Genomic DNA, 22,979 nt, shown 5'->3' on the forward strand with positions numbered 1-22,979 from the left:
TGAACGGGACATTGAAGCCTACATCCACTTTTACAATAACGAACGATTACAGGCAAAACTAAACGGCCTCAGTCCAATGGAGTTTAGGACTAAGGCCGTTTAACAGGTTTTATTATTTGTAATGTCTACTTGACGGGGGGCAGTTCACTGTGCAGGGCAGCCTTTTTTTACATATTAAACTCGCCAGCTGACCAATCGATTAACGATGACCAGTGTCATAGCTGTGTAGAGAAGCATCATGAGGCAATCCAGCATGACCCCTTGTGTCCAGCCATGAAGCAAAACAACGCGCATGGCGTCCGCTGCATAAGTTGTAGGGAAAATATACGAGACGACCTGCAGCGCTTTAGGCAGCTGATTGAGCTCTACCATGACTGGAGATAGGAAGGTTACAACCATCATAAGCAGCTGAGCAAGCATACTGGTCAACTGCTGATTCGGCGACCAGAAGCCTATGCATACGCCGAGCCCTACCACACTCGTCAGCGACAGCAGCATAACGACTGGCAAACCCCATGATAGATGAAGGTCTACGCCATAAACAAAATAACCAATGACACCCAGCAATACGAAGGATGGAATCGTGCTCATAAGCCCGCGCAGCAAATTAGCGGCTACGAAGTTTATTTTCCGGATTGGAAGCGATGCATAAAATGTAAAATGTCCCTGATGCTTTTGCATCGATATTTCTTGCCCCATACTATTTAAGCCCATAATAATGACGCTAAATATCATATTGCCCGCAATAATTTGAACCATCATCTCCGGGGCTGGGTCAGCGATAAAGAAACGCATAAATAAAATCGTCGTGAGCGGAAACATCGTTGCCAGCAGCACGACGATTACCCAGCTGTCACGTATAAGCGCGAATTGAATGCGGAATAAAATCTCCAGCTCCGTCCATAATCGCTTCGGTTCAGATAGTTGTATGGACTGCATGTGCCGCAAGCCAAGTGGTGTTCCATTCATGATGCGGATACCTCCTTCATCGCCAAATCATCAATATGGAAATAAACATCCTCTAAGCTTGGAGGCACTACGGCATATTCCAAAATCGGCAGCTCTGTATGGTCGATAATATACTCTAGTACTCTGCCGGCAACATTCTTCTCAACTAGCAGCAGCAAACGATTCTCACCGCTCTCCTGCACGATCCCGTAATGATGAAGGGCAGCAGCAGCTTCGGCACGACGCCCATTCTCTGTCGTAAGCTCAAACTTCAAACGCTGATCAACCTTCTGCTTTAACGTTGCTACATGATCAATCGCCAGCAGCCTGCCATGATTGATGACAGCCGCTCTGTCTACAACCTGCTCAGCCTCCAGCACATTATGGGTGACCAAAATAATCGTCGCGCCTTCGCGATTGCGTTCTTGGATTAAATTCCAAACGAGCCGCCTTTTTTTCGGATCAAGCTCATTGGTGGGTTCATCAAAGATAAGCACAGGTGAACGGCCAATTAGGGCTGTGCCAATACCGATCAATCGTTTTTGTCCCCCGGACAACTGCTTCAGCAGCTTGTTTCTTACATCCGCCATATCAAATTGCTCTAATAATTCCTTCGCCTGCTTTTCTGCCTCTGATGCTGGCATCCCTCTTAGCCTGCCCGTAAAAGAAAGAGCCTCATGCACTTTCAGCGCTGACAGCACATGCGGCTCCTGCGCGTAATAAGCCACCATGCCGGATACGTGACGCGTATTCTTAATCACATCCTCGCCGCAAAACAAAACCTGCCCTTTTGTGGGTTTCAATTGACCGACCATTTGTTTAATGAGCGTTGACTTGCCCGCCCCATTCGGGCCGAGCACGCCGAGTATCTCTCCTTCACGAATCGTAAGCGAGATATCATCATTGGCTGTGACCATCGTTTTGCCTTTCTTATATACCTGACTAACTCCCTTTAGCTCGTATACATACTCACCCAATCTCATTCACTCCCTTATGTATTACGGCAGCAGCTTGCGCCTTGTTTGCTCCCAGTAATAAGCGATTTTTTCTTTGTCGAGCTCATAATAGATGCGATTATCTACCCGAATCAGCTGAATGAGATTTAGATCAAACAACATATTCGTATGATAGCTTATAGCAGCAGGCGTTAAGCCCATTTCCTGAGCAAGCTCATTGCCATAGTAATTTTTATGGCGAAGCAGCTCAATCAATTCCAGCCTTCGCCTATCGGCAATAACCTTCAAGAAACGCTCAATCGTCTCTTGATCCTCGTTACGCCATGCAAAAGCGTCATTGTTGATTCCAATCACCACCAAATTGGAATGTCCTTCACGGTCATCACGATGAATGCCAACACGCACCTGCGAAAAATAACTAACATGTACGGCTGTCTCTTTATCGACCAGATCAACATCCATCTTCGTAATATCGCGGATCGCGCGCTCTGGCTGTTCATCAAATAAGGCACGATATTTCACAGCTCCAGCTTCGCCAAGCTCCTTCAAGCGATCTCGCATAGGCATATAGGCATAACGATGAAACTGCTCCATTATAAACAGAGTCCGCTGTTTGTATTCCTCAGAAAATCGAATATGTTCCAGCAGTGCCGCATGCTCCGCTTGATCAGGCAGCTCACATCCCTCAACGAGCTCGTAAAGCAACCCCGCATCCTTCGAGATGGCTCCCCAGTCTCTCCCCTTCGTCCATTCCATGTTCTCGTCATTATATTTCGCAGCTGCCAGATGGAAGACGAGCTCGCTTGCAGGCTTGTCACGGTAAAACGCCAGAAAATCCTCAGAACTATTCAGCTTGTCTCGTTCCTCTACAAACAGCATAACCATGACATAGTCAAGCCGCTCTTTAAACATGTTGTCACCAAATAGGGTAGCTATCTCTGCTTTCACATAATTGCTCATGCTCGCATTCGCGGTCTCCGCCATACGAATCATTTCATCATCCAGTGTAAAATGAATCTCGCGCGCGAAAGCCTTCATATGCTCGAATTGCGCAACAAATTTCATCGTGACTAAAAATTCAATAGGCTCATGATAAGAAAAATGTAATCTTTTGGCTGCTATTTCCCAGTCTAAAATAATTAACGCCTCCATACTTCGTTAAGTATTCGTTTAATGTTATTTAAACAATATACAAAAGTCATTTAACAATCGTTAAACATTAATTTAAATGAACCAACCTAAATTGTCAATATCATCCACAAAAAAAGCTCTGCACAGGCTTAACTTCTTAGCCCATGCAAAGCTTCTTCTATCCATTATTTTTTACGATCCGAATAATCGCATCAGCAAGATACCGGCGAAGGCAAGTGAAATGCCGGTGATCTCTATCTTCGTGAACTTCTCTTTCACAACGAATCGTGTATAGAGCAGCACAATCAGAACGTTTAGAGCTGTGACAGCAGATACTAGCCCCGCTTTGCCAAGATCAAATGCGGTTACAATAAGCATCATGCCGACAGCGTTAGTTGTGCCGACGGCCAAACCAATAAGAAACGTTTTTTTGCCGCTCCAAGCCGGTGGCTTATCGGTTAAACTAGCACTGGTCGAATGCTGTGACACACGCACTTCCCCCCGGGCAGTGACCGCACCCTGCAGCGACAACGCTCTTCTAGCTCTCTCCGCTTGCAGATCTCGCAGCCACCATATACCAAAACACGATGCGCCCGTCACAAACATAAAAAACATTGTAGGAAACAAATCTGCTTCCATAATTGTTGACCATTTCCCTGACAAATCATTTGCTGCAAATAGCAGCATAGCCAGCAGCCCCCACTGTGCTCCTTGCAAATTGCGCAGCGAGATGTCATTCGATAGCCGAACGAGAAGCACTCCGCCAACAATCACGACAAATGCAATGAATTGCATCGCATGGAGTTTTTCTCCCCAAAGTCCAAACGCAACGATCACAACAACGACTGAAGGCAATGCCGTTAGTATCGCTACAAGTGAAGCCTTGCCGACGGCAAAACCCTTGAACATGCTGGCATTCGCACCGAATGAAAACAAGCCCATTTGAATGCCTATCAACGCCGCGAGCGTCCAGTTCGATGAGAACACTAACGCGCAAATTCCATTTACGAGCGCTCCCATAGTGAACGCGCCGCATAGCAACAAGTTACGGTTAAGCGGCTTCTGACTCGTCCAATGGTACAGAATGCCTCGCAAGCCAAAACATAAGGCTGCAAACACTGAATAAGTAAGCCACATGAGTGCAATAGAACCCCTTTCTTAAATCAAACCTATATGAAAGATAAACAAAAAGGAAGCGGTTGTCTACACCGCTTCCCTTTTTAAACAAACGTTGCAAGTCCCATCTTGTTCTCCCACCATAAAATATTCCCTTTGGAATTAAACTTGCAATTAGTGAAAAACGCCCGATTATAGAATCAGGCGTTTCTAACAAATCTATTGATTTAATACATATCAGCCTTTGACAGCGCCGGCAGCGATACCCTTGACGATATGCTTTTGCATAATAATAAAGAAGATGAATATCGGCACCAGTGTGATGACTGTAAGTGTCATGAACATCGGCCAATCAACGGTAAATTCGCCTTTGGCTTTATAGATTTGCAGAACGAGTGTCGATTTGGAGGATGAGTTCAAAAACAGCATAGGTGCCAAAAAGTCGTTCCATATCCACATCGTCTGAAAGATGATGCTCGTTATCGTAATGGGCTTTAGCAGCGGAAAGATGATCCGCCAGAAAATGCCCCATACACTGCAGCCATCGATGACGGCCGCTTCGGGCAGCTCCTTGGGTATCGACTTCATATAGCCCGTCATTAGGAAAAAGACGAAAACAGAGCCGCTCGTGTAGAGAATGATCAAACCGGATATTTTGTCGATCAGGCGCAAATCACTCATCAGCTGGAACAAGGGAATGAGAGTCGCTTGGAAAGGAATCATAAATCCGGCAAGCAAATAGAGCATAGCAAACCGTGTTAATCGATTCGCATTAAACACAACCGGGTATGCCGCCATCGCACCAATCAAAACGATCAATACGACAGAACAGACGGTGATTATAAAACTGTTCCAAAAGCTTTGCAAGATCGATGTTTCCTCGAAAACCTGGACATAGTTTTTAAAGATCCATTTCGAAGGAAGAGCCATCGGGCTTCTTGCTGCATCTTGCATCGTTTTGAACGTGTTGACAATGATCAAATAAAACGGGAAGAACGCTATTAATCCGGCAGGGAGCATGATGATGTCTAGAATCCATAACCGTTTTTCAAAGGTTTTTTTCATTGTATGCCCTGCTCTCTTCGTTGCATTACTGTAACTTGGAAGATAGCAATCGCTAACACAATTAGGAAAAAGACGATCGACATTGCCGATGCTAGGCCGTATTGGGTTTCAGATATTCCCCTTAATACGATGACCTGGGTTATCGAATAAGTTTCATAGCCAGGCCCGCCCTTTGTCAATGCAAATGGAATTTCGAATACTTTGAGACCGCCGGTAAGCAGCAGCATGACGCTGACCGTCATCGCAGGTGCGAGTAGCGGAAAAGTTATAAACCGAATTTGTTGTAAACGGTTCGCCCCATCTATTGAGGCAGCTTCATAATAATCTTTCGGAATGGATTGCAGAAATGCCAAATACAGCACTGCGTGCCATCCTGTTATCGCCCATGTTGCCACGACGATTGTTGACAGTTTCGCTAGCAACGGGGCGGATAGCCATGGCTGAGGACCGATGTTAAACAGCTCACTAAGGACGGTGTTCAGTACCCCTGACCCAATCGGTGCAAGGATAAATCCCCAAATATAGGCAAGCAGCAAGCCGCTTGGAATCGACGGGAAGAAAAAGATGGCGCGATGAATGTTTCTCGTTAAAAATTTTTGATCCAATATCATAGCGAGCGGGATAGCTAACAACGTAACAAGCAAAGCCTTGCCAAAAGTAAAAAATAACGTATAGGAAATGGCGGATGTAATCGCATCATCACTAAATATCCGCACATAGTTTTTCAAGCCAATAAAATCATATGCCTCCGTATATCCGTCAAAATTAGTAAAGCTCAAGAAAAACGATTTGATCAGCGGATAGATCGTAAACAATGAGTATATCGCTAGAATCGGAAGCAAAAACAATAGAAACTGTAGTTGACGAACATATTTGACCATAATTTGCCTCCTTTGAGACTTTGATTGATGATGTCGGCAGTCGATAAAACTGCATTGGAAGCATTCAAGTAATAGAGGATCAAGGTGTAAATAGTTGAAGAGAGGGTAGTAGGTTTCAACATACCCTCTACTTTAACTAATTCCGATTATTTATTTTCCATTTCTTTCAGTTTCTTATCTAGTGAAGCCGTTGCTTGCTCCGGTGTTATTTTGTTTACGGCTATATCTTGGATCGATACAAGGAATTGGTTGCGCAGCGCTTCTTGATGTCTGTCCCACGATACCATTGGCAAATAAATCTTTCCTGCCATCAGCCCGTCGTTATATGCTGGTGCATACGCCGGGTGAACTTTGCTTTCATAACCGTGAGCTGTAATGATGCCGCCAGTGCCTTCCTCGAATTGCTTCAACCCTTCTTGCGTTGTCATATATTCGAGGAACAGCAAAGCTTCTTCCTTGTTTTTCGTTTTACTGTTGACAGCGAAACCTACACCAGGAGCACCGTTGTAGTATTTGTTGCCTGGTTCTTTTCCTGGAATCGGCATAATTTCGAACTCAATATCGGGATTCGTTTTCTCAATTGTGGCAATGTTCCAAGGGCCGCCAGGGAACATTGCTACGTTACCAAGGGAGAACTCGTTCATCACTTGGTCACCGGTTAGTCCAATCATGTCTGGCGTCAAAATTTTATTATCGATAAGCCCTTCCTTCCACATCGTTAACACTTCAGTCCATCCTTCAGCAAATGTTGCCTCGCCCTTAAACAGCTTCTCGTCGAACGTTGGGTCTTTCGTTAGTACATTGCTGCCGAACATGGCGGAATGAATAATCGTAATATCATGCATTCTGTCATAGAGTGGAATGATGCCCGCTTCTTTAAGCTTCAAGCAGTCCTGGATGAACTCATCCCATGTTTCTGGCAATTGAGTGATGCCAGCTTTTTGAAACAATTGTTTGTTATAAAACAAGCCGCCTGCCCATCCGCTTTGAGTGAAGGCATATGTTCTTCCATCTTTACTTAGCATCGGTTTGTTACTGTCCAACATAACGGACATGAATGGTTCGTCAGTCAAATCGAGTGCATAACCGCCATCAATAATCTCATTACGGTTTTCTGCGGCGATGATGAAAATATCAGGTGCCGTATTAGACAACAGCATCGTCTGAAGCTTAGCAATGTAATCCTTTACCGGTGGAGCAAATTGAAAATCGAATGAAATATGTGGATATTTTTCTTTGAAGCCGTCTATAACAGGCTTCATTTCTTTTTCATTGTTCCATGCAAGAATGCTTAGCTTGACTGATTTAGGTGCATCATTACCCTTTTCAGCATTGTTGGTCGTACCTTCATTACCGGTATTGCCTTTATTACCTGTATTGCTGTTTTTACCGCATGCAGCGAGCACGACTGACAAACAAAGGAGAGTGATTAATAGCAGTAGAGACGTTTTCTTCATGTTTGATTAACCCCCATGTAATCATTTTTTTGTAATAAGCACTTGTTGTAAGCACTTACATTTAGAGTGTAATATGAACTCGCTTGAATCTGAATTCATATTGTTGCATCATTTGTTGTCAAATGTTGCACTAGCAGCAAATCCGATTAATTGGGTCGAATAGACGATGCGCGGTACTCTTTAGGCGTTACGCCGAAATACTTTTTGAAAGCGCGGCTAAAGTGACTCTCGTCCAAAAAACCGATATGATCCGCGATGTGGTTGTTCCTCCAATTCGTTCCAACGAGTAGTTCTGCGGCTTTAATCATCCGCACCTGGATCACATAAGCCCAATAATTCACACCGAATTCCTGTTTGAACGCACGACTTAATTGATACTTGTCTATATCGAAGCGATCTGCCACTGATTGCAAAGATAAATCCTCTTGATATCGGGTTTCTACATACGGTTTAATCCGCCGCACAGCATCCTGAAGCTTGGATCCGGTTTCCGAAGCAGGCGCTCTTACCGCTAGCATGCTCTCGGAAATTAGCTGTGGCAGAAATGCGGCATCTTGGGTAATTGAGCTGATTCCGACAGACAATGTGTGAGACGGTGATGACTCTGCCACTTTTTCCATCACAGATTCACTTAATTCCCTCAATTGACCGCTAGACAGATCGTCCCCCCCGCCGACTAGCACTACTTGCTCCTTGCGGTTTTTACAACACATAACACAGTGGATTTTGATGACCGCTTGTTCTTGCAGCAAGCAAGAATAATCATCGTCCGATGGCAGACTGTTCTCGAATGTCAAAATTGCAAAACGTTCGATGGCGAGAAATTCTAGGCAGTCTCGGAAGTTTATCAACGAATTTGCTTCGATCTGTCCAGCGTATATCGTCCGATCGAGTTCACTGCGAATCGATTTCTGAGCATCCGATACGGACTGTTGAATCAGCTCACGCAAAGCATCCCGAAGCAATTCGGCATCGACCGGCTTTAACAGGTACTGGGAAACATGAAGTCGAAGCGCATCCCGTGCATATTCGAATTGATCATACGCACTTAAAATAATTGTTCGCGGTATTTTGTCCAAATGTTGAATCCGCTTCAGCGACTCGATTCCGTCGAGCAACGGCATATGAATATCCATGATCATCAGATCGGGACGGAAGGTTTCTACCATGTTGGCCGCTTCTTCTCCGTCATATGCATGTTGCACCTTCACAAACCCTAGCTCCTTCCAATCCATCACTTTATCTAAATATCTATGCAAAGATAATTGATCGTCCACAATAAGCAATTTCATGCTCGCTACCTCCCCGAAGATATCACGTTCTGGGCAACACGATATAAACCGTTGTAAATACCCCTTGCCTGCTTCTAATCTTCAGTCCGTAATCAGGTCCGAATTTCAATCGGATACGCTGATTGACGTTGAATAGGCCTATCCCATCCGGCTTAAAGTCTTGTTGGTTCAATTGCCTTGCCAATTGACGGCTTCTGCTCCTTGATATCCCTTTTCCATTGTCTTGGATAACGATCATAATTCCTTTTTTGACTGTCATAACCCTAATCGTCATTTTTGCTGACCGTGGATTTTCGCCAAATCCATGAAAAATCACGTTTTCTACGAGAGGCTGCAGGATCAACTTGATCGTTCTGTTTTTTAGAATCGACTCGTCCGGAATAAGAAACTCGATGTCAATTCGATCGTCATATTTTTTGTTCACAATATAGAGATAATCCCTGACGTTCTGAATTTCTTGCTCCAGCTCCACCATCTCTTCCGATTGCTTCATGGAATACCTTAGCAGACTGCTCAATGACAACACCAAATGGTTAGAATCCTCCGTGCTTCCACATACAATTTCGGTTTGCAGCAGTTGCAGCGTATTGAATAGAAAGTGCGGATTGATCTGGGACTGCAGCGTTTTGAGCTCTACCTCTTTTAGTGCAATATCTGATTGATAATTTTGTTTGACCAACGTTTCGATCCGGATGACCAGTTCCCTAAATTTGTCGCCTATCAAATCCAATTCGCGATACCTGTATTTATTCTTAATGATATAAATACTGTCTTCGCCAATCTTGTCCAAAGTTGAGAGCAGTTGTCCAAATGGGCGGGATATCCGAGCGGTGTTTAAGATGGATATGAGGAGGTTGAGCAGCAAACAAAGATAAATAAAACCGATCAAGTTTGACTTCAGTGAGTCTGATTGTCCTCTGATGACAGACATCGGAATCGTCGAGATCATTCTCCAACCCTGAACGGCAGTAGGGTGGAAGATAACAAGTGTCTCATTTCCGCCAAGCTCGGTAACGAAACTTCCTGAGTCGCTGGCATAAATAAGCTCGATACCTGAGAAGTCAAGTTTTGTCCCGATTGCCGTACTATCCTTATGGGCGATGATAGTCTGCTGATTATCGATCATAAAGATGCTTTCATTGTTTTGATAGGAGCTAAATTCAAACATCCCGTTGATTTTGGCTAAATCCAGATTAGCAATGACAGCCCCGATCGTTCTAAGGGTATAATCTTTAACCGGAAGAGCGATCGATAACGTCGGCATGTTATATTTTGAAATATTATTTTCTAAGTAATAGTCCTGCGTATGGAGTCCAAGCGTAATGAATCCTTTGTTTGGAGTATCCGAGATCGCCTGCCTAAACCAAGTTTGTTCGGTGAAAGGATAATCCCACCGAAGTGATTTTCTGCCATCTAGGTTGTTTACATAGCCATTTTTGCCCAAGATCAAAACATCACTTACCATTGATTGCAAGGAAGATACGCCAAATGCTAGGTCTGCGATATTCCTCTCATGCTGGATGCGTCCTGCGATATCCATTTCCCTGCCTGGATTCATCAAGCTTCCAACCGAATAATGGCCTGTTAGAAGAACGAGCGGGCGAGTCGCTTCTTCAAGATTGAAGCTGAGCCCGCGTGCTGCCTGCTCCATTATTTTGTAGCTGGATTGAGTGACTTCTTTGGTAAGACTTTTAGTTGAGTCCTGAACGGATAATAGTCCCAGCAACAATAAAAGTAGAATGTTTACAATTAAATATGAGAACATGATCGTTCGAATGATGGTTTTTCCAGGTAAGGAACTAATCAAGAATCTGACAGCATTGTTCATCATTCTGTCCCTCTTTCAAGCCAATTGTTTTGTTAGTGATTTCATTTCATAACCCCGAAGCCATACAGGATTGATCATTTTTAAGCCCAGAAAAAGGAGTACCTCCCCAAATCTTCAAGTGTTAAGCACACCACTAACACCGAAAGAAATGGGAAGGTCCTCAGATATATAGTATTCAACAAAAAAATCTATTTTTCCCAGCTGGATTTGTTGGTATTACCACCCGAGTCCACCTGCAGCTCTATTTACACAAAACTCACAACAAAGCTATGGGTCGTATAAGACGTAATATCTGCTGTAATCTTTATTTAATGATCCGTCTGCACAACATCATACTCATCATATCGAAAATAATCGAAATCAGCGTGCTTGCGTTCCCCGCTTAAGTCTTGGACGCAAACACCGATAAAATTGCCTGTAAAACGAATATAATCAGCATATTCATCAGATAAATGGCTAACATCAAGCTGTGGGCCAATCACAATCCATTCCCCTGTCTGGCCCGCATACATGAACCTGGCCATTTCACGCTGAATACTCACCTTCAATCGGTATGTTCCATCCGCAATTGGAATATCTTGATCCAGTATTTCGATATAGATTCCATTTTGTGATTGTACAATCCCAATACATGTACCTAATTTCTCGTGATGAGTCAGGCGTAAATAGACATAATCACGGGTATCGTAGAACAGAATCAATCCCGCCATTTGCTGATAATGCTCTGGACGGTATTCAATGGATGTTTCCGCTTCACAATACATCGATTGCTGTCTACGCGCGACAAGACTTTGGCGATGCGTTGAACTCATGGACTCCTGGCCGCGAAGCCGCAAGAATCCTGGCCTTTCCGTTAAGGATAGCCAATCGGGACTTGCAGGGATGCGAAGGGTGTTCCATTGCAGCCCAAGCTGTGCTCTATCAAAGTGATCGAGGCTCGGTTCAGCAGGGAATGGATGTGTTGGCAATTGAGGTGCTTGCACCACATATTGCGGCGAATTGGCTCCTCCGTCAACAGCGATCCAATCATCATCCGTCCAATGACAGCGCTGAATAGCCGTTTCTCTGCCGAGCATACATCGCTTATCAATCACAGGACGACCGACAAGGTGAACCATATACCACTCGCCGTTCTGTGTTTCCACTAGTGAAGCATGGCCCGCCTTCTGTAATTTCAATTCCGGCTTGCCCGCAGACGTCAAGATTGGATTCGCAGGGTCGACTTCATAAGGACCATCGATACGCCGAGAACGCGCCATCGTGACAGCGTGTTCATATTGCGTTCCACCTTCAGCTGTCAGCAAGTAATAGTATCCATTTCGTTTATATAAATGAGGCCCTTCGGTTAATCTCAGCTGTGTGCCTAGAAAAATATTTTTCTTAGGACCAATAAGTTTCTTCTTTTCCTTCGAGTATTCCTGAAGAATAGTGCCAGCGAAAGAGTTTGTCCCTCTCCTATGATCCCAGATCATATTCACCAACCATTGGCGACCATCCTCATCATGAAATAAGGAAGGATCAAAACCGCTGCTGTTCAAATAAATGGGCTCAGACCAAGGCCCCATTATATCGTCCGCCGTCACCATATAATTATGAGTATCCTTGAAGGCTCCCGTGCGACTTTTTACATCTGTATAAATAAGATAGAAAACGCCTTCATGATAGCTTAAGCATGGCGCCCACGCGCCACCGGAATTGATGTTGCCTTCCATATTCAGTTGTGAAGCACGTGTCAATATCGAAGTGAGCGGACGCCAATTCACCAAATCCTTGGAATGGTGAACACGTACTCCCGGGAACCATTCAAATGTCGAAGTTGCAATATAATAGTCTTCTCCTACACGCAAGATAGATGGATCAGGATGAAATCCTCGCAGTATGGGATTGTTAATCATGTTCCCCAACTCTCCTTTAAATCTTGTTTAACTGTTCATTATTTCCTGGCCTTCTGCCGTGTTCATACCCGCTTCCAGCAGTTTGACGATTCTGTCTACGTCATAGACGCATCCCCGCCATGTGCCGCCGCTCGCTGCTTGCAGTGCAGCCCATAGCCGAGTGTCGTCAGGAAGATCAGAGTCTTTCGCGAGATCGGGATGAGGTTTTCTAGAAGCCAATACATTCGTTCCCACTTCCGAATCCTCCGGCACCTCACCGCTGCCTACCATTTCGACATGTCCCTCTAATTGACGGAGGTCGATACGGATGTCAATCCAATCGCCATTGCGAAGCTGGCCAACGGGTCCGCCAGCAAGGGCCTCGGGTCCAATATGACCTATACAAGCGCCAGTTGACACGCCCGAGAAGCGTGCGTCCGTAAGCAGTGATACTTCTTTGCCGAAGGGCAGATGCTTAAGCGCTGAAGTCAGCTGATAAGTCTCTTCCATCCCCGTACCCGATGGGCCGCGCCCAATGAGTACCATAATATCCCCGGCAACGATGCCTTTGTTTTTTATCGCATGGATTGCCGCACGTTCCGTCGTGAACACTTTCGCCCTGCCGATGTGGCGATAGACCCCATCACTGTCAACCATCGAAGGATCAATTGCAGTCGATTTAATAACAGAGCCCTCGGGACAAATGTTTCCTGTTGGGAAAGTCACAGTCGAGGTCAGCCCCGCTTGTTTGGCGCGTTCCGGGCTGAAGATGACGCGGTCTGGATCAATCCCCTCGTTCTCCAGCAAATGCCGGCGCATGCGGTGGCGGCGTTCTGACGATTCCCACCAATCCAGCGTCTCCCCAATTGTATTGCCTGTTACCGTAAGCGACTTCTCATCCAAAACGCCAAGTTTGCGCATATGCAGCATAACCTCAGGTACACCGCCAGCAAGGAAAGCTCTCACTGTCGGGTGATGTTCTGGTCCATTAGGAAGAACGCTGACTAATCGCGGGACGCTGCGGTTGACTTCTGCCCAATCAGCGACAGTTGGCAGGGTGAGCCCTGCCGCATGTGCGATTGCAGGAATATGGAGCAGCAAATTTGTAGATCCGCCGAAGGCTGCATGAACAGCCATCGCATTTCGAATGGCATGATCCGTTATAATCTGGCCTGTCGTCAGTCCGCTCTCCGCCATTTTGAGAGCAGCTCTGGCAGATTGCCGTGCCATTTCCTCCCACACCGGCTGTCCTGACGGTGCCAGTGCAGCATGAGGAACGGTCATACCAAGAGCCTCCGCTATCACCTGTGCCGTTCCCGCTGTTCCTAAGAACTGACAGCCTCCACCAGGTGTCGCGCACGCGCGGCAACCAAGATCAGCCGCTTCCTCAAGCGAGAGTTCACCATTTGTATATCTCGCGCCAATCGTTTGGATCTTGCCTGCATCCTCGCCTTGGGTCGGCGGAAGCGTAACGCCGCCTGGAACAATTACGCCAGGAAGTTTACCCATCCCTGCCAGTGCCAACATCATGGATGGCAATCCTTTGTCACAAGTGCCTACCCCCAATACGGCAGAGCGTTGCGGCAAGGAACGGATAAGACGTCTTAATACCATGGCTGCATCATTGCGAAACGGCAGTGAATCGAACATCCCCGTCGTCCCTTGTGAACGGCCATCACAAGGATCGCTCACGAAACCCGCGAAGGGCACGCCACCAAGACCTGTGATTTCCTCCGCTGCGGCTTTCATCATGATTCCAACTTCCCAATGTCCCGTATGATAGCCAAGAGCGATCGGGCGGCCGTCCTCATCTCGAATGCCGCCTTGGGTTCCAAGAATGAGTATTTGCTTTCCCAAAAGCTTCTTCGGATCCCATCCCATGCCAACGTTCTGTGTTAATCCGAATAAATCACCGCTTGGTGAATTACGAAGCATATCCGGGGTAAGCGGCAAGGAGCCGCTTGGTCCTGGAGCATGCGTATAGATGTCAAAATAAGAATCGATATCCTTGCCCATTATCGTTTCGAAGCCTTCATTCATTTCACACCATCCATCCCTTGTGTTGTCGTTATGGCTTAATGAATACGGTTTTGATTGAAGTATAGAATTCAATAGCGGCTTGGCCTTGCTCCCTTGAATGCGAACTGGACTGTTTCATACCCCCGAACGGTGCTTGAAGCTCAACACCGGCTGTCTCTGCATTAATACGGATGAGACCTGCTTCCATATCTTGAACGAACTGCAAAGCGTTTCCGATATTACGGGTATAAATTGATGCGCTAAGGCCATAGTCCGTATCGTTGGCAATCTCTATCGCTTCTTGAATATCATTCGCTTCGATTAGTGTAAGCACAGGCCCGAATATTTCTTCTTGAGCAATCGACATTTTTGAAGTCACTTTATCAAAAATCGCTGGCGTGACATAGAAGCCATCTGATAATGCGCCCTCAGTTGGTCTTGTGCCGCCATACAGCAATACTGCCCCTTCTTCTACACCCTTACTAATGTAAGATAGAACGGTTTCCATTTGTTTTTCATTCGCACATGGGCCTAACCATGTCTGTCCATCCATTCCATCTCCAACCTTCAATTCAGTCACCTTCTCGAGCAGCTTCAACTTGAACTCCTCATAAACATCCTTCACTACGATAACTCGGCTTGTCGCAGTGCACTTCTGGCCAGTAGAACGAAGCCCCCCGCTAATTGTCGCTTCAACCGCAAAATCAATGTCTGCATCTGCCGCAATTAGGATCGGATTTTTTCCGCCCATCTCCAGCTGATACTTAGCCCCGCGTGCCAACGCTGCTTGCCCTACCGCTTGCCCTACAGCATTGGAGCCCGTGAAGGTGATTCCGTTAATATCAGCATGTTCCGCAATACCTTGACCAATGACGCTGCCACTGCCTACGATCATATTCAGAACACCAGCTGGTAAGCCTGCATCATGGAAGCATTGCATAACTTTCGCTGCTGTAACCGCTGTTTCCGTTGCTGGCTTCCATACGACCGAGTTCCCATATATTAATGCAGGTGCGATTTTCCAAATAGGAATAGCAACTGGGAAATTCCAAGGGGAGATCACCCCTACCGTTCCGAGCGGTGACCTTGTAGTATACAAGAAAGCATCTGGATCGGAAGACGGTATAACATCACCTATTTTACGCATGCCTTCTCCTGCATAATAACGCAGAATGGCCACTCCACGTGCCGTCTCGCCCTTCGCCTCGGGTAATGTCTTCCCCATTTCCCTCGTCATCGCTTCACCGATTTCATTCACTCTACTTTCCATGATATCAGCTGCTTTGAACAGTAAATTCCCCCGCTGTGATCCCGTTAGCTTACGCCAAGCAAGCTTGGCCGCCTTTGCAGCTGCAACAGCATCCTCTAAATCCCGTTTAGTCGAATCCGGGATCATACCTACGACTTCGTTTTTATTTGCTGGACTAATACTTTTCTGCGTTCTGCCGCTCTCAGAGCTTCTCCACTCGCCATTAATGTAGTTGTTATATATAGCGTAATTTATATTTACCATTTTAATCTTCCTCTCTTATTTAAATTGCTATTTAGGCCAAAACAGCAGTATTTACTAGTGTTCCAAGGCTAGTGATTTCAATTTCAATGACATCTTCAGGTGCAAGTGTGAACTGATTCGGAGGAACGATACATGTACCCGTGAGGAGAATCGTACCATCGTACACAATATTATCCCTGAGCAAAAAGGAAACGAGTTCCTCCAGCTTGCGTTTAAGCTGTCCCGTGCTTGCTGATTCATCGACTACTTTTTTTCCATCTCTATAAATCCGCAAAGTGATCTGCAACTGGTAGGGATCTTGAATCGTTTCGGCTAATCTTATGACCGGTCCAATTGAGCATGATTGTTTCCAAACCTTGGCTTGCGGAAGATATAACGGATTCTCTCCTTCAATATCGCGGCAGCTCATATCGTTGCCAATAATGTATCCAACAATATGGCCTCGCTTATTTAAAACCAAACCAAGCTCCGGTTCCGGAACCTGCCAATTCGAGTCGCTTCTCAAGCAAACATTATCAAAATGGCCAACCGTCCGAGCTGCTGTGGATTTCATGAACAACTCTGGCCTTTCTGCATCATACACCTTGTCATAGTAGGTGGATGCATTCAGCTTGCCGCCAGTCGCCTCATAATTTCTAGCTTCCTTGCTGCGCGCATAGGTTACACCGGCTGCCCATACTTCTGGGGCAGCTACTGGCATAAGTAATTCAAGACTAGCAAACTCCCTATCCAGCGGCTGATTTGAACGAATCAGATCGTTCACGTCTTCAAGTGGTGTTTTTCCTGCCTTCTCTATTCGTTCAAGGAATGATAAAAAGTCCGAATCTGCCAATTTGAATACCTTATCCTCGTCAGTTACTGCTGCCAAACATTGCTCTACGCCATCACGATATCGAATAATTCTCATTTTAATCTCTCCTTGTTTTATAATATAAAACGACGTTCTGAAATTATAATATAGATCGACTTGCTTTCATCGCATGTCGATCTAACATGAACTCAAAAGTTATTGCTCTGGAAGCTCATCTTAGAGCTGATAACCTAGTTGACGAGAAATTTCACTCGTTTCCTGCTGAATCAGGTCAATTAAATGTGCCAGTTCTTGATCATCAACGTGTGCTACCATGGTGGATATGCTCATCGCCGCTATCACTTGTCCGTTATGATTGTATATCGGAGCAGCGGCACACCGGACCCCCGGCTCATTCTCCTCATTATCAATAGCATAACCTTGCTTCCTTACTTGCTCCAACTCTTTCAAAAAAGCTTCGGGGTTGTCGATCGTCTTATCCGTATGCTTAACAAACGTATGTCCTTCCGCAATCTGCACCTGTTCTTTGATAGACCGGAAAGCCGCCAATACTTTACCCACGGCGCTGCTATGCAAAGGTATTCTGCGACCGATACGTGAATAACGAATTGCAGCCTTATGCCCCTCTACTTTATCAATGTATATCCCTTCTTTTCCATCATCCATAATGACCAAATGTGTCGTTTGGCCAGTGGCGGCAGACAAAGCCCTAAGATGCGGTCTAGCGATTTCCCGAATATCAAAATGATTGAGAAGCAATTGCCCCTTCTCTACAAACCTCATCCCGAGGCGGTATTTCCCAGTCTGCTCATCCTGTGTAATGTAATCATGAATTTGAAGCGTTTTCAACAATGAATGAACTGTACTTTTGTGCAAATCCATTTCTGAGCTTATTTCAGACAGTTTGTACTCCATATGATGCTCATCGAATAAGTCGATAATTTTCAGTGCTCTATCCAATGCTTGAATGATGGGCATATTCCTTCACTCGCTCCCCTCCTAGAAGTGGTTTTATATTATAAAACCGTGTTCTAAAATATTGTTGGGTAAATAATAGCAAACTCTAATTGCAATGTCCACCCTCTGTTATCATACAGCGGACCATCTTTTGAAAGCTAAAAACGCGTCACAGCTCAACGAATCTATTTTTGTTTCGATAACAAAAACAAAAATGACGCTCAGGAAAATATTTCTTGGCGTCATCTTTATGTTCTTTGAATTTAAACTCATTTCCATCACGGTCTGATATCTTCCCACCCGCTTCTTGAATAATAATCAAGCCAGCGGCGACACCCCAAGGATAAAGCCCATCATGCCAAAATCCAGTCAATCTACCCGATGCCACTAAACATAAATCTAGGCTAGCAGAGCCAATAACACGCACATCTCTAGCTTTATTAAAGCAGCTCCACTATGACGATAACGATAAACCTGTTTTTTACTCCCTTGATTATTTGAAAAACAGTGTCTTTAAGCTATTTATTAAACGCGAATAAACAAACCTTCGAACAGTCGAGAATCTGAACTCTCGTATTCCCCCTGTGTTCCCTTGACTGAAATAGGGTATCTATCTTAGTCAAGGGCGTTATTCGAACGGGTAAGGAACTTAACTATTTAACGAACCGCTGCTCGGCAGAATGTCCGCACTCACGACTCGTTCCCGGCTGGAATATGTTTTCCCTGCTTCCCGCAGTACCAGTAATCCAAGGAATAAGGACACGCCGCCTATAATGATCAGCAGTGCTCCGAGCTCCTGACTGTAGGCTGTTAGCGCTCCATCCCGAAACGCCATCCCGCGTATGAGGCGGTTAAGCCAGTTCATCGGCAATACCCATGCAAAAATTTGAAATGGCTCTGGAAAAGCAAGCGGGGTCAGTTGAATTCCAGTTGCAAGAAATGAAGGATACAATACGAAGCTGGTTCGCAAATTGACTTTAGACAAATCTTTGGCAGAATAGCCGATCAACAGCCCCATAAGTGACAATGCAAAGGCATAAACAAGCAATGGGATAATAAAAAGATAAGGCTCCGCTTCAAACCGCATTCCCCCCACCTGCTTCAGTAATCCATAACATAAGAGCAGCGAGAGGGCGGTCATGACCGCGTAAGGTACACTGCGAATCCAAAGCTGCAAGGGCGACTTTCCGTTTGCAAAGAGCTTCCCTTCCTGACGCAAACGAGGCGCAATAGAGCCCGCTGCGCTTGTTGTAATCATGAGAACCACAATGTTTACAAAACCAAGCACCATAAAGCCGACATAACTTGTGGTTGGATTAAACAGCATCCGCTGCTGAAGAGACAACGGAGAAACAACGCCTCTAGCGGTTTCGGCGTCCATCCCTTTTTGAACCAGATGGGACATAGAAAGGGTCATAGTTTCCGTTACGATGACTTCCTGAATCGCTGTCCGAATGCCGGTTAACCCTGAGGGCATCGTGTTATCCATTAAAATGCCGATATTCGTTGATATCCCTTGCTGCTGAAGCTGCTCCAACTGCTTAGGTAGCATGATGACCGCTACAGCCTGCTCATTTGCAAGCAATATTTCCGGGCTCAGGCGGCTCGCGTACACATTTGTAACGTTCATGTAGGGGGAAGCATTTATTTTCGAGATCAGCTGCCGCGAATACGAGCTGTGATCCTCATCAATGACTACAACGGGCGATTCGCTAATTTGGTTATGCGAGAACATTAAACCAAAAAATAGGGCCGCAACTAGTGGGCCAATAAAGATTAAACGCAAATACTTACTGCCCGATACGTACTTCCACTCGTCAATCAGCGATTTCATCAAGTCTCACCTCCGCCGTCATCCCCGGAAGCAAATCAGCATTTGAATCCACAGCTATTCGGACAAGAAACATACTTAAATCTGCTTGCCCCTTCTCACGTGACATGCGCAAGTTCGCAAATTGAGGGGCCGCTGAAATCGAAGTCACAACACCAGTCACCTGTGCGGGATCATCCAAGTATGGAAAATGAATACCAATGTTTTGATCAACCTGAAGCTTTTGGATTTCACTTTCCTGTATATAGAGATCTGTATAATAGCTATTTTTCTGCAAAACCGCCATCGGCGCGCCTTGCTTTACTTGATCCCCCGGCTTAACCGCAATTCTGCTGATCAACCCGTCATCTAGCGCAAACACATCTTCTTCTCCTTCTTCAGCTGATTTAACCTTAAATAACACATCACCGCGTTTTACCCAGTCACCCGCAGCCACACCTACCTCTACAATCGAACCTGGACTCTTCTGATAAAATAGGGTCGTTTGCTCCGCCTCAAGCACACCTTGTTTCCTCATCTCAGCCTGACTGACTGCATCCTTTCCTTTAACAACAAGAAGTGAACCTCCAACGATCAGCGCAACCGCAATCCCAATATAAAAACCTGCTTTTATTTTCATTCCTCAATCTCTCCCATTCTCTATTTGCAGTTAAATCTGCTGCTCTTTTTTTATCTTCATCATTTTTAAGACCGTGTTTTCGGCAGCTTCCATAATTACTTCTCCCAGTGTCGGATGGGGGTGAATGGTCAAAGCCAAATCCTCCACGGTTGCTCCCATCTCGATAGCAAGGCCAAGCTCTGATACGAGTGTTGAAGCCTCCACGCCAACGATTTGTGCACCGATCACGATTCCTGAGGATGGGTCCGCCAAAATTTTCACAAACCCTTCAGTCTCCCTCAATGCCAAAGCTCTTCCGTTGATTGCAAAAGAAGCTTTGCCAATTACAATCGGAATGGATTTAGCCTTTGCTTCCGTTTCATTTAAACCAACGCTGGCCAGCTCTGGATGAGAAAAAACGACGAGCGGGATGGCTTTATAATTAACCTCAGAGGCATGACCAGCAATGGCTTCTGCCGCAATTTTCGCTTCGTAAGAAGCCTTGTGGGCGAGTGCCGGACCAGCTGTAATATCTCCAATGGCAAAAATATTTGGAATAACCGTTCTGCACTGTTCGTCTGTCTCAATCAGTCCCCTGCCCGTCACGGGCAAGCCTATGTTCGCAAGCCCTAAATGACCATCTGTATTTGGTTTTCTGCCGATAGTGACTAACACATACTCTGCTGTAATTTCATGTTGCTCCTTGTTTTTTAAATACTGCAGTGTAATTGAATCAGCATGCTGAACCACTTTCTGTGCTGTCGCCCCAGTAATCATTTGAATACCATCGGCTTTCAACTGCCGAACCACGGGGATCGCGAGGTCTGCCTCGAAACCCGGCAGCACTTGTTCTCCTCCTTCTAGAATCGATACCTTTGTTTCAAATTTGGCATACATTTGGCCTAGTTCGATTCCGATATAACCGCCGCCAATAACGACCAAACTGGTCGGAACTTCAGGGAGCGATAGCGCTTCTGTGGAAGATAAAATACGTCCTCCAACCGGAAATGCTTGCAGCTCAATCGAACGAGATCCCGTTGCCAATATGGCGTTTTTAAAAGAAATGGTTTGCTCCAGGCCGCTTTGCTGAATAATAGCTGTATGTTCATCAACCAAACTGGCCTCTCCCTCCAAAATGCTCACACCAGCAGTCTTTAATAAATAGCTAACTCCTCCAGCCTGCTTTTTCACAATTCCCTGCTTGAAATGCTGCGCAATTTCAAATGCTGCTGCCGAATCCGCATGATTGAACTGCCTAAGCAAATCATAGCGATGCGATTCTGCAATTAATGCTTTGGATGGAATACAGCCAACATGCGTGCAGACCCCGCCGAGCTGACTGCGTTCCACAATCGCCGTCTTCATTCCAAGCTGTGAAGAACGCAGCGCCGCCACATAACCTCCCGGACCCGATCCAATGACCAACGTTTCTACGGATTCAAGCTTACTCATTTCCTGTTCCCTCCTGATGAAACCATTTAAAATATGATGACCATAATATATTATAACCATCATATTTTAAAGCCGTCAACAGCCGTATTAGCCCCTTCCGCTAGCTAACCGTTGCTAACTCTCTCAATTGACACTCTATATTATGACGACTATAATATTTTGAAGATAGAATTATGAAGCTGTGGAGTGATTACAATACCGTATCCCAAAGGTCATAAGATGAAAGTGCGGAATAAGATCGTTGAAAGTGCTGCCCAAGCTTTTCGCACGAAGGGTATACTCGATGTAAGTGTTCCGTTCATTATGAAGGGGGCAGGACTTACGCATGGAGGGTTTTATTCACACTTTGACAATAAAGAACAGCTGGTCGCCGAAGCCTGCCGGTATGCTATCAGCGATACCATAGCCATTTTGCAGAATGCTGCTGATCAGGAGAAGCAGAATCCCAAAATCAATAGTGTCATCGATTATTATTTAAGTCCGTATCACCGCGACAAAACAGAGATGGGCTGCATTCTTCCTGCTCTTTCTGGCGAAATTTCCCGTTCTTCCGAAGAGGTCCGGCAGGTATTTACCCACGAACTGGAGCGGATGATTACTTTCATCTCGAATCTAGCGGGAATTGACACAACCAAGGGCAGCGCACTGATCAGTACAATGGTCGGCACTCTTGTTCTTGCACGGTCTGTTCACGATCCAGAACTGAGCGGCACTCTTCTTTCGGCAGGCAAGCAGTATGCCAAAGAGCTGGTTAGGGCCTAATATTGTCCGTGGTATGTCTAATAAATAAAAAAAAGGCGTCACAGAAATAAATCTCTGTAACGCCATTTTTTCAATATTCACATGATTTCTTAAGCAAATCATGTTATCTTTGGGACATTCTCTTCTGTGTGATTGGTGGAGCCTAGTAATTAGAATAATGTTCTTTCTCTGATCTAACCCATTCAATCAAACCATTCCTTGCGGGATAGGTTTCTTCATAATCAGATTTATCCTTCAGAAGCTGGAGTCCCTTTAACGTTAATTTTGCTGGTTTTAGCGAATAGGCGTCGCCCACTCTCAATACTCTTTCTAGGTACCCTTGTTTCTCAAGAAAACGGATCATATTATCGAATTCATAGTCTAATAGGCCATAGTCCTTCCCATTAGGCATAAAATCTTTTCTATGAATTTCCCTAAGGATACTGTATCCGCCTCTCATTCTCACCTCTCCAATCTTATGAGTAATTATTGTATTCTCCCACATATAA

General features: G+C 45.3%; 20 protein-coding genes and 1 pseudogene. 2 read left to right on the plus strand and 19 right to left on the minus strand.

The window, feature by feature from the left end; all coding sequences use genetic code 11:
• Positions 1-10 precede the first annotated feature (10 nt).
• Positions 11-103: an IS3 family transposase gene (locus AB4Z50_RS16185; protein ID WP_441880815.1), complete on the plus strand. Its 93-nt coding sequence runs from the start codon at positions 11-13 to the stop codon at positions 101-103.
• A 71-nt stretch (positions 104-174) separates the two neighbouring features.
• On the opposite strand, the gene AB4Z50_RS16190 is transcribed toward AB4Z50_RS16185, so the two are convergent.
• From AB4Z50_RS16190 to lpdA, 18 genes and pseudogenes are all read right to left on the minus strand, one after another.
• Complete coding sequence (locus AB4Z50_RS16190) at positions 175-969, minus strand: ABC transporter permease (RefSeq protein ID WP_441880617.1); 795 nt, start codon at positions 967-969, stop codon at positions 175-177.
• A pseudogene (locus AB4Z50_RS16195) lies at positions 966-1,841 on the minus strand (ABC transporter ATP-binding protein); the annotation flags it as partial. The gene AB4Z50_RS16190 and the pseudogene AB4Z50_RS16195, both read right to left, overlap by 4 nt.
• Before the next feature lie 105 nt (positions 1,842-1,946).
• Positions 1,947-2,969: an ArsR/SmtB family transcription factor gene (locus AB4Z50_RS16200; protein ID WP_441880619.1), complete on the minus strand. Its 1,023-nt coding sequence runs from the start codon at positions 2,967-2,969 to the stop codon at positions 1,947-1,949.
• Between the two features lie 258 nt (positions 2,970-3,227).
• Complete coding sequence (locus AB4Z50_RS16205; protein ID WP_441880621.1) at positions 3,228-4,172, minus strand: EamA family transporter; 945 nt, start codon at positions 4,170-4,172, stop codon at positions 3,228-3,230.
• Positions 4,173-4,388: 216 nt separating this feature from the next.
• Entirely contained in the window at positions 4,389-5,216 is an 828-nt protein-coding gene (locus tag AB4Z50_RS16210) for a carbohydrate ABC transporter permease (RefSeq protein WP_441880623.1), read from the minus strand.
• Positions 5,213-6,097 carry a carbohydrate ABC transporter permease gene (locus AB4Z50_RS16215; RefSeq protein WP_430063207.1) on the minus strand — a complete coding sequence of 295 codons (885 nt, stop codon included), beginning with the start codon at positions 6,095-6,097 and terminating at the stop codon, positions 5,213-5,215. The genes AB4Z50_RS16210 and AB4Z50_RS16215 overlap by 4 nt, the downstream gene beginning before the upstream one ends.
• A gap of 146 nt (positions 6,098-6,243) precedes the next feature.
• Positions 6,244-7,554: an ABC transporter substrate-binding protein gene (locus AB4Z50_RS16220; protein WP_441880625.1), complete on the minus strand. Its 1,311-nt coding sequence runs from the start codon at positions 7,552-7,554 to the stop codon at positions 6,244-6,246.
• A 146-nt stretch (positions 7,555-7,700) separates the two neighbouring features.
• Positions 7,701-8,846: a response regulator transcription factor gene (locus AB4Z50_RS16225; protein ID WP_441880627.1), complete on the minus strand. Its 1,146-nt coding sequence runs from the start codon at positions 8,844-8,846 to the stop codon at positions 7,701-7,703.
• Between the two features lie 22 nt (positions 8,847-8,868).
• Positions 8,869-10,677, minus strand: a complete 1,809-nt coding sequence (locus AB4Z50_RS16230) for a sensor histidine kinase (RefSeq protein ID WP_441880629.1) — start codon at positions 10,675-10,677, stop codon at positions 8,869-8,871.
• A gap of 305 nt (positions 10,678-10,982) precedes the next feature.
• Positions 10,983-12,569 (minus strand): glycoside hydrolase family 43 protein, encoded by a 1,587-nt coding sequence (locus AB4Z50_RS16235; RefSeq protein ID WP_441880631.1) that lies wholly within the window; start codon positions 12,567-12,569, stop codon positions 10,983-10,985.
• A gap of 27 nt (positions 12,570-12,596) precedes the next feature.
• The gene (locus tag AB4Z50_RS16240) at positions 12,597-14,588 is read right to left on the minus strand and encodes a YjhG/YagF family D-xylonate dehydratase (protein WP_441880633.1); all 1,992 of its coding nucleotides are present in this window, start codon (positions 14,586-14,588) and stop codon (positions 12,597-12,599) included.
• 28 nt (positions 14,589-14,616) lie between these two features.
• On the minus strand, positions 14,617-16,080 hold the full coding sequence (gucD, locus tag AB4Z50_RS16245; RefSeq protein WP_441880635.1) for an alpha-ketoglutaric semialdehyde dehydrogenase GucD: 1,464 nt from the start codon (positions 16,078-16,080) through the stop codon (positions 14,617-14,619).
• Positions 16,081-16,111: 31 nt separating this feature from the next.
• Positions 16,112-16,987: a fumarylacetoacetate hydrolase family protein gene (locus AB4Z50_RS16250; protein WP_441880636.1), complete on the minus strand. Its 876-nt coding sequence runs from the start codon at positions 16,985-16,987 to the stop codon at positions 16,112-16,114.
• A 120-nt stretch (positions 16,988-17,107) separates the two neighbouring features.
• A complete protein-coding gene (locus tag AB4Z50_RS16255) occupies positions 17,108-17,869 on the minus strand; it encodes an IclR family transcriptional regulator (RefSeq protein WP_441880638.1) in 762 nt (253 codons plus the stop codon).
• 148 nt (positions 17,870-18,017) lie between these two features.
• Positions 18,018-18,275 (minus strand): inositol monophosphatase family protein, encoded by a 258-nt coding sequence (locus AB4Z50_RS16260; RefSeq protein WP_441880640.1) that lies wholly within the window; start codon positions 18,273-18,275, stop codon positions 18,018-18,020.
• Positions 18,276-18,497: 222 nt separating this feature from the next.
• On the minus strand, positions 18,498-19,682 hold the full coding sequence (locus AB4Z50_RS16265) for an ABC transporter permease (RefSeq protein ID WP_441880642.1): 1,185 nt from the start codon (positions 19,680-19,682) through the stop codon (positions 18,498-18,500).
• Positions 19,666-20,298 carry an HlyD family efflux transporter periplasmic adaptor subunit gene (locus AB4Z50_RS16270; RefSeq protein ID WP_441880644.1) on the minus strand — a complete coding sequence of 211 codons (633 nt, stop codon included), beginning with the start codon at positions 20,296-20,298 and terminating at the stop codon, positions 19,666-19,668. Before AB4Z50_RS16270 ends, AB4Z50_RS16265 begins: the two co-directional genes overlap by 17 nt.
• A 30-nt stretch (positions 20,299-20,328) precedes the next feature.
• Positions 20,329-21,729 carry a dihydrolipoyl dehydrogenase gene (gene lpdA, locus AB4Z50_RS16275; protein ID WP_441880646.1) on the minus strand — a complete coding sequence of 467 codons (1,401 nt, stop codon included), beginning with the start codon at positions 21,727-21,729 and terminating at the stop codon, positions 20,329-20,331.
• A 195-nt stretch (positions 21,730-21,924) separates the two neighbouring features.
• Between lpdA and AB4Z50_RS16280 the strand changes: the two genes are divergently transcribed.
• On the plus strand, positions 21,925-22,491 hold the full coding sequence (locus tag AB4Z50_RS16280; protein ID WP_441880816.1) for a TetR/AcrR family transcriptional regulator: 567 nt from the start codon (positions 21,925-21,927) through the stop codon (positions 22,489-22,491).
• Between the two features lie 142 nt (positions 22,492-22,633).
• On the opposite strand, the gene AB4Z50_RS16285 is transcribed toward AB4Z50_RS16280, so the two are convergent.
• Positions 22,634-22,975, minus strand: coding sequence for a hypothetical protein (locus AB4Z50_RS16285; protein WP_441880648.1), 342 nt, complete (start codon positions 22,973-22,975; stop codon positions 22,634-22,636).
• Positions 22,976-22,979 lie beyond the last annotated feature (4 nt).

Origin of the sequence: Paenibacillus sp. 2TAB26 (assembly GCF_052115145.1) — a bacterium.
In the GTDB taxonomy this organism is placed as follows: Bacteria; Bacillota; Bacilli; order Paenibacillales; family Paenibacillaceae; genus Pristimantibacillus.

Excerpts from the sequence above, each read along its gene's own strand:
- AB4Z50_RS16240 (WP_441880633.1), bottom strand. The coding sequence starts at position 14,588 with ATGAATGAAGGCTTCGAAACGATAATGGGCAAGGATATCGATTCTTAT.
- lpdA (WP_441880646.1), bottom strand. The coding sequence starts at position 21,729 with ATGAGTAAGCTTGAATCCGTAGAAACGTTGGTCATTGGATCGGGTCCG.
- AB4Z50_RS16215 (WP_430063207.1), bottom strand. The coding sequence starts at position 6,097 with ATGGTCAAATATGTTCGTCAACTACAGTTTCTATTGTTTTTGCTTCCG.
- AB4Z50_RS16265 (WP_441880642.1), bottom strand. The coding sequence starts at position 19,682 with ATGAAATCGCTGATTGACGAGTGGAAGTACGTATCGGGCAGTAAGTAT.
- AB4Z50_RS16230 (WP_441880629.1), bottom strand. The coding sequence starts at position 10,677 with ATGATGAACAATGCTGTCAGATTCTTGATTAGTTCCTTACCTGGAAAA.
- AB4Z50_RS16250 (WP_441880636.1), bottom strand. The coding sequence starts at position 16,987 with ATGAGAATTATTCGATATCGTGATGGCGTAGAGCAATGTTTGGCAGCA.
- AB4Z50_RS16255 (WP_441880638.1), bottom strand. The coding sequence starts at position 17,869 with ATGCCCATCATTCAAGCATTGGATAGAGCACTGAAAATTATCGACTTA.
- AB4Z50_RS16210 (WP_441880623.1), bottom strand. The coding sequence starts at position 5,216 with ATGAAAAAAACCTTTGAAAAACGGTTATGGATTCTAGACATCATCATG.
- AB4Z50_RS16200 (WP_441880619.1), bottom strand. The coding sequence starts at position 2,969 with ATGAAATTTGTTGCGCAATTCGAGCATATGAAGGCTTTCGCGCGCGAG.
- AB4Z50_RS16220 (WP_441880625.1), bottom strand. The coding sequence starts at position 7,554 with ATGAAGAAAACGTCTCTACTGCTATTAATCACTCTCCTTTGTTTGTCA.
- gucD (WP_441880635.1), bottom strand. The coding sequence starts at position 16,080 with ATGGTAAATATAAATTACGCTATATATAACAACTACATTAATGGCGAG.
- AB4Z50_RS16205 (WP_441880621.1), bottom strand. The coding sequence starts at position 4,172 with ATGTGGCTTACTTATTCAGTGTTTGCAGCCTTATGTTTTGGCTTGCGA.
- AB4Z50_RS16270 (WP_441880644.1), bottom strand. The coding sequence starts at position 20,298 with ATGAAAATAAAAGCAGGTTTTTATATTGGGATTGCGGTTGCGCTGATC.
- AB4Z50_RS16190 (WP_441880617.1), bottom strand. The coding sequence starts at position 969 with ATGAATGGAACACCACTTGGCTTGCGGCACATGCAGTCCATACAACTA.
- AB4Z50_RS16235 (WP_441880631.1), bottom strand. The coding sequence starts at position 12,569 with ATGATTAACAATCCCATACTGCGAGGATTTCATCCTGATCCATCTATC.
- AB4Z50_RS16225 (WP_441880627.1), bottom strand. The coding sequence starts at position 8,846 with ATGAAATTGCTTATTGTGGACGATCAATTATCTTTGCATAGATATTTA.
- AB4Z50_RS16285 (WP_441880648.1), bottom strand. The coding sequence starts at position 22,975 with ATGTGGGAGAATACAATAATTACTCATAAGATTGGAGAGGTGAGAATG.